Origin of the sequence: Mesorhizobium sp. M7A.F.Ca.CA.004.12.1.1 (assembly GCF_003997835.1) — a bacterium.
Lineage (GTDB): Bacteria > Pseudomonadota > Alphaproteobacteria > Rhizobiales > Rhizobiaceae > Mesorhizobium.
This window is the reverse complement of the sequence record NZ_RZRK01000292.1, coordinates 1-6,936: the sequence shown is the minus strand read 5'-3', so window position 1 is coordinate 6,936 and position 6,936 is coordinate 1. Positions and strand designations below refer to the sequence as shown.

General features: G+C 61.3%; 5 protein-coding genes. All 5 read right to left on the bottom strand.

Features of this window, described 5'->3' with window-relative positions:
* Positions 1–202: 202 nt before the first annotated feature.
* Positions 203–3,805 carry a DUF5801 repeats-in-toxin domain-containing protein gene (locus tag EN984_RS16815; RefSeq protein WP_127270368.1) on the bottom strand — a complete coding sequence of 1,201 codons (3,603 nt, stop codon included), beginning with the start codon at positions 3,803–3,805 and terminating at the stop codon, positions 203–205.
* Between the two features lie 318 nt (positions 3,806–4,123).
* Positions 4,124–4,756: a response regulator transcription factor gene (locus tag EN984_RS16810; RefSeq protein ID WP_245477102.1), complete on the bottom strand. Its 633-nt coding sequence runs from the start codon at positions 4,754–4,756 to the stop codon at positions 4,124–4,126.
* 190 nt (positions 4,757–4,946) lie between these two features.
* On the bottom strand, positions 4,947–5,309 hold the full coding sequence (locus EN984_RS16805) for an AraC family ligand binding domain-containing protein (RefSeq protein WP_164748744.1): 363 nt from the start codon (positions 5,307–5,309) through the stop codon (positions 4,947–4,949).
* 2 nt (positions 5,310–5,311) lie between these two features.
* Positions 5,312–6,745: an FAD-binding oxidoreductase gene (locus EN984_RS16800; protein WP_127268146.1), complete on the bottom strand. Its 1,434-nt coding sequence runs from the start codon at positions 6,743–6,745 to the stop codon at positions 5,312–5,314.
* Positions 6,745–6,936, bottom strand: a 192-nt coding sequence (locus EN984_RS37735; RefSeq protein WP_348630229.1) for a M20/M25/M40 family metallo-hydrolase, incomplete at its 5' end; no start/stop codon positions are given. The genes EN984_RS16800 and EN984_RS37735, both read right to left, overlap by 1 nt.

Sequence of the window (6,936 nt, the reverse complement as noted above, 5' to 3'; positions counted from 1 at the left end):
ATATAGAGCGCCCCGGTCAGCATCAGCACGTTGATGCCGCCGCTGAACCAGACAAGCGGCCGGATGGCGCGTCTGGCCTCTTTCATCACCACCTGCAGGGCAGGCGGCTGTTGGTTGGTTCTCATCATCTGGATGACATCTCCGTGCAAGAGATCGCGGGAGGCGCACGGGGGCAGCATCGGCTGCCCCCGTTGGTCAAGTGTCAGGCGACATCAACAAGTATGTGCTGCATGTCTGTCACATCCCCGTCCGCGTCCGCCACCTGGAAGGCGAAGTCGAGGCTGGCTGACGGCGTCTCGGTCACGGTCGTGCTGAAGGCGATGTCCACGATCTTCAGCACGTCGTTGTCAGCGCCGTCGAAGCTCACCAGATCGTTGGTCGCAACGCTGCTGCCGCCGCCAGCTCCGGTCTCCCTGATCAGGTCGATGGCACTGCCGGTGATCCCGTTGCCCGACTGCATGATCTGGACACCCTGCAGCAGGTACTCTTCGCCGGCTGCGTTGTAGTCGTTCTGCTCGATGATCACGAGGCCGTCATTGTTGTCGAGCGTGAACTCCGAGCTGTACGGGGACGGGGCCTGACCCGTCTTGAAGATGTCGGCGTTCTGCACGTACATAGCCCGTGTGATCGAAGTGTCGTCCGCGGTGCCGAAAATGTTGTCGGCACCGTTGTCGGCCAGGTTGAGGATCAGCATCAGGTCCTCGCTGTTGCCGATGCCGTCGAACTCGATGGCCATGCTGCCGGCGAAAGCCGACGTCTGCGGTGTCTGCTGCACCTCGGTTGCGATACCGACATTGTTGTCGAAGAACCGCAACGTGAGCAATTCGCCTTTCTGGATCGTGTCACCGGCGACACCGTTGGTGTTCTGCGTCGCAGACACCCATGTTTCATTGTCGTTGCTCACCATGTCGTGAGCGCCGAAGGCGAATGAGGAGTCAAAGGGGTTGGATGCCCCCTCGCCGTTATTCGTCAATCCGAACGGGTTGGATCTGTTGATCGCGTTGCCGGTGAACTGCACGTAGAAGTCTTCGTCTACATTCTGCGTGGTCCCGTCATCCGCCTGCAATTGTTCCAACACGATCTGCGGGTGGCCCGTATTGCTCGTGGGCTGCTTGGACAAGAGTTCACTGGTGTGGATAAGGTCGAAGCTGAAGCCTTCGAGCGGATCGGTCAGGGTGATGGTGTAAGTGCCGGCACCCTTGTCGAAGAGGAGGGTGCCGCCCGCCGTGCCCGGCTGGACGAGATCCGCTGGGTCCTTGTCGTAGGTGAAGCTGAAGTCGAACGTCGCGAAATCGGAGTCCTCCGACGCGAGCGTGACGTCCGAGGTGATGAGATTGCCCCCGCCGCCGCCGGCGATCGAGCCGGTGAGTGCGATCTGGATGCCATTAAGCGGGTCGCCATCCTGGTCGACGAAGTCAGAGTGCGTGGCATCGTAGAACGCGTCCGGGCGAGCATCCGCGCCGATGTCGTACCCGAAGGCTCCGGTGGCGGACGCATTGGCCGCATTAGCCAGGGTTTCGTGGGTACCATCGCTACCACCACCGGAGGCATCACCGTCGAACGGCACCGTGATCGTCGGGCCGTCATCCTCGAAGGTGAAAGCAGTGCCGATGTTGGCTGTTGCCTCGGCGGTGTCGCCGTCACCATCGGTGGCGGTCGCGGTCAGAGTAACCAGATCGGCCGCGGCAAGTACCGCCGCCGAAGCGCCACTCTCCACGGGATCTGCCGGATCGTTATGGATAACCGAACGGTCCTGAGTCAGCGTTACCTCGCCGGTGTTCTCATCGACGCTGATCAGGAAGGCGACCGTAGCCGTGTCGTTCTCCAGATAGCCTTCGATTTCGCCGTTGCCATTGACGCGCAGCAGAATGTTATCGCCGCTGAGCGTGTCGTCGAGGCCGCTGTCGACGTCTGCGCTCTTGACGCCGAGCTCATAGGTGACGGCGCCGCCGTCGGCGCCGAGGTCGGTGCTGAAGGCGGAAGTAAAGCTTGCCGATGTGGTATCGGAAAGATCGCTGTCGTCGGTGGTCAGCGTCGGAATAGTGCCGTCCGCCGTCACCGTCGGGCCGTCATCCTCGAAATGGAAGGCGTCGCCGATATTGGCGGTTGCAGCGTCGGTGTCGCTGTCACCATCGGTGGCGGTCGCCGTCAACGTCACCAGGTCGGCCGCAGCGAGTGTCGCCGCCGATACGCCGCTCTCCACCGGATCGGCTGCATCGTTGTGGACGACCGAGCTATTCTGGGTCAGCGTCACCTCGCCGGTGTTCTCGTCGACGCTGATCAGGAAGGCGACCGTGCCTGTGGCGTTCGCCAGATAGCCTTCGACCTCGCCGCTGGCGTTGAGGCGCAGCAGGATGTTGTCGCCGCTGAGCGTGTCGTCGAGGCCGCTGTCGACACCGGGGCTCTTGACGTCGAGCGCATAGGTGACGCCGTCGAGGCCATCGGCGCCGGCGTCGACGCTGAAGACCGGCGCGAAGCTTGCCGACGCTGTATCGGGAATGTCGGTATCGTCGGTAATCAGCGGCGAAACAGTGCCGTCCGCTGTCACCGCCGGCCCGTCATCGTCGAAGTTGATGAAGGAGCCGACCTCTTCGCTGTGGGCGTTGGTGTTCGTCGTCGAGAAATGGAACTCGGAGATATCGAGCCCTTCGTTTGAATCGACCGATGATACCTGCAGCCGATCCATTGGGCTGCTGGTGATGACATCGACGGTGGTGACGTTGTCGAGTCCGGTGATGGTGACTATGCCCGTGCCGAGCCCACTGACGGTGACGTTGCCGCTCCCAGTGGCATAGGTGCCATTGGCGATGATGGTGGACGCAAACCCTGATTCACCCGTCAACGTGAGGCTGGTGATGTTCACGAGGTTGGTCGCGGTGCCGTCAAAGAAATCCGTGCCTTGATCGTTGCCCGTATTGTTGAAGGCAGCGATACTGACGTCCACCCGATCAGTGGGAGTAGAAGGCGTGATCTGGTTGATTGTGAATCCGGCCCGCGTGACGGTCTCGAGATGGCTATCGTACTGGATTTCCGAGGCATCACCCGCGGCCAGATCACCGCCGGTCACAAAATCGACCTGGAGCGTTTCGCCCGGATTAATGCTCTGGTTGTTGACGCCGAAGCCCTTTTCACTCACGTTGGCGGTGCCACCGTTCAAGCCTATCACCAGAAGCTGCTTGGAAGCGTCATCGGGCGAATTGATCAAGTAAAAATCATTGTTGCCGGGCGCGGCGTCCTCGCCCAAAAAACTGACCACGGAGGTTCCCGCAACGGAGGCGAACACTGCGTCTTCCAGATTGATGCGGTCGTCCGGGTTGGTCTCGTCCGGATGGAACAACGGCACGTACTGGACCGTATACAAATCCGCATTGGTGTTGCTGGTGTTGATCAGGGCGAACGAGAAGGCGAGCGGTCCGGTCTCGGCGGGCTCAGTGCCCGCGTCAGAGGTGCCAATGACGCCGATCACGACGTTTGGATGCGTTAGGTCCTGGAACAGCCAGACATAATTGCCATCGACCGTCTGAATGCCGCTGTTCACGCCGACGGTGGTGGAAAACGGGGTTCCAGCGAGGTTCTGTGAGAGAACGACCGAGGTGATGGTTTCTCCCGCGCTCGCCGAGGCCTCCACGAAGTTGGCCTGGAAGGCGACCTCAGGCGAGGTCAACCCATCCGGATCGTCGAGACTTAGGAGATATTGCACCGTGGGGTTGGTGTCGTATGGCGGAATGGCCGGATTGATATCATCGTCCGTAAAACCGATTGTCTCGTCGATGATGATGTCTTGAGCTACGATATCGAGTGCCATGGAGATTCTCCTTGGTTCAAAATGCTTTCTGGAAAGGGATGCAGCCCCCAATGCCGGAAATGCACCTACCCCGGTGCAGCCGGTCGCATACTGAAATGCGCCCCTCCAATTTCATTGTGCCGCCGGCGCAGAGGGCGCGTCCATTCCCGCTTCGATAGTATTGCGGTCAATGTCCGCACCTGATCGAACGATATATATCCATCGGTAGATCAGGCTGGCGGGTGCTGGGGGAGGCCGCGCCGGCACAAGGCAGATGCCGTCAGACGGCTTTCCGGCCGTTGCCGTGCGTACAATGTCGGCGCGAGGAGAGAGGGACGGTCAGAGCAGGCCGGTTCGGCCCGTTCGTGGACGCTCGGTGGCTTTGCCGTGCGTCATCCAGGCCAGTTCCGCCCGGCCGCCGAGGTGCAGCTTCTCGTAGACGTGATGCAGGTGCATCTTCACCGTACCTTCGGATAAATGCAGCCGCTGCGCGATGGTCTTGTTGCGCAGCCCGCGCGAGACGAGATCGGCGATCTCGGTCTCCCGCCCGGTCAGCCGGGACATGGGCTGCGGCTGCGAGCCCGGCATCAGCAGCTGCTGGACGATCTTGTTGTCGATCCACTTCTTGCCCGCCGCCACCGCATTCACGCATTCGACGAGAAAGCGGTGGCTGATGCCGTCCAGAAACAGGCCGTCGACGTCGAGCGTCTGTATTTCCTTGATATCGAGCCTGCCGGTTGGCTGCACGATGAAGATGATGCCGAGAGCGCTGTTGCCAGCCTTCAGCCGTGAGGAAAGACCTGATGTCTGCTGGTCCTCGAGATCCACGCCCACGATGACGATATCAGGTTGATGGCGCTCCACATGAGCGAGAACGTCCACAGGGCGGCGGCACTGGGCGACAACATCGTGTCCAGCCTTCTGCAAAACCCATTCCAGACCGGCGAGATATACCCCTCGCGGGTCCGCCACGACCAACGTCGACATGCGAACACCGTCCGTAAAAAACGCAACGAACTTGGTTAAGTACCCGTAAAATCAGGAAACCAGAGCCTAGGCCTATTGTCAAGTAATAGCTAATATACATGTTGCTATAATAACGCCCCGAGACTGCCGCTCGGAACGGCGCCGTGAAAGGCCAACCTATGATATGCCTGTCACGTCAAGGTTCTAACGTCCCTTGCCGCGCGGCCCAGTCGTACGGGTATAGGCAGTAAAAATAGCCGGTGCGTTCGGTTGCGATGTATTTCAGATGCGTGCCATTGGGCAGCCAGACGATGTCGCCAGGGCGGCATTCGTGGCGGCCGTCATCCAGTTCGATCGTCAGCGTGCCTTCATGGATGAACAGGACCTCGTCATAGGTCACGGTCCAGTCGATCGAGGCGTTCTCCAGATACTCGATGCCACCGCCCATGGTCCGGCTGATCTCGGCATTGATCACGCGCGCGATCGACGACGTTCCGGTCGGCGTGACTGATGGCTTCAGAGTCAACTCGCTGTGCTTGAAAATCCTGGCCTTGGACATTGTCATCCTTTCTTTGCGCGAAGATTGGCTTTGGAGGGAGTGACGCCGGACGGGGCCAGCCCGGCGAGCCATCTCGTCACCGGATTCAGCTTGCGCCCGGCATGTTCGAGATCGTCGCGCCGACGCACCGCGCCACGGACGAAATGCGCACCGACGAAGCGAAAGGGTTCGGGCGGGAAACCGCGCGCCACCGGACGCACCAGCGCCGAATGCGTCAGTTCCGATTCGCCGTCAGTCAGCAGGCCGGTGAGGATCTCGCCGCCGATATAAGCCATTGTCGTGCCATTGCCGGAAAAGCCGTAGCCGTAGACGACATCGCGGTTGGCGGGCAAAGCGCCGAACAGCGGCACGCCGCTGACCGTCCGGTCGATCGGGCCGTTCCACGATGTTTCGAGCGGGAAATCGGCGAGCGCCGGGTGGCCATCCCGCAGCACGCGACGCATTTCGGCGACCCGTGGCGACAGGCCATGGAAACGCTGGTCGACGATGCCGCCGAAGCCAATGACGCCACCGCTGACGCCGACGGACAGCCGACCATCGCGCGTCGGAGACCAACCGCCAACGAAGACGCGGGAATCGATCATCAGCGGCGCCCGGCGGTAGCCGACCTTGTCGAGAAGGCCTGGAATGGGCTGTGACATGGCGTCGTCGCTGGAGATGTTGAAGATCGCAGGGGCCAGTTCCGGAATCGCCCCGGACCAGGCATTCATGGCAAGCACGACCTTGCCGCAGGACACAGTTCCTTTCGCCGTTTCCACCGTGAGCTTGCCACGTCGCGAAAACCGCTTCATCGGCGACTTTTCATAGATCCGAACGCCGCGGTTCAGCGCTGCACGACGCAGGCCGCGCACCAGGAACCCTGGATGCACAGTTGCCGACGAAGCGTCGAACGCACCGCCAAGGTGGCTCGTCGTACCGGCCATCGCCGCGATCTCCGGGCGCGAAACTCGCCGCGCCGGGACGTAGCCGTGCGCTGCCAGCTTGTTTAACGCGTCGTCCCAGGCGCCAAGCTGTGCTTCGCACGTAGCGCCCCAGATCCAGCCGATGCGATCGAACCAGGCGTCGATTGCCTCGGTCTTGCAGAAAGCCTCGATGCCGCCGATCGCGGCTTCGGATGCCTTGATGATCGAAAGCGCGTCGTTTCCGTCGCGCAGCGCGGCAAGCGCGCTGTATTTGGTCCACGCCGAAAGCACCATTCCGGAATTGCGGCCGCTCGGGCCACCACCACAAATGTCGCGCTCTACAATGACAACGTCGAAGCCTGGATTGTGCTGCTTGAGGCGAATGGCGGTCCACAGTCCGAGATACCCGCCGCCAACGATGCAGATGTCGGCCTGCGTTGTCTCTTCGAGCGGAGGCGCAAGGTCCGGGTCCTCGGGCAATGCCTGCCGCAGCCAATGGCTCCGCCAGCGGATGTCTTTTTCCGGCAACTGCATCACGATGCGCCTGCCGCGGACAGGCGGCGCTCCACCAGCCTGACCAAAAGACTGGCGCCCATCGGCAGGATAGCGTCGTTGAAATCGTAATTGGTGTCGTGCGCGGCGGCCTGGTGCGCGTCGTCCGCCTGGCCAAGCAAGAAATAGCAGCCCGGCCGCTGTTCCAACATGTAGCAGAAATCTTCAGAACC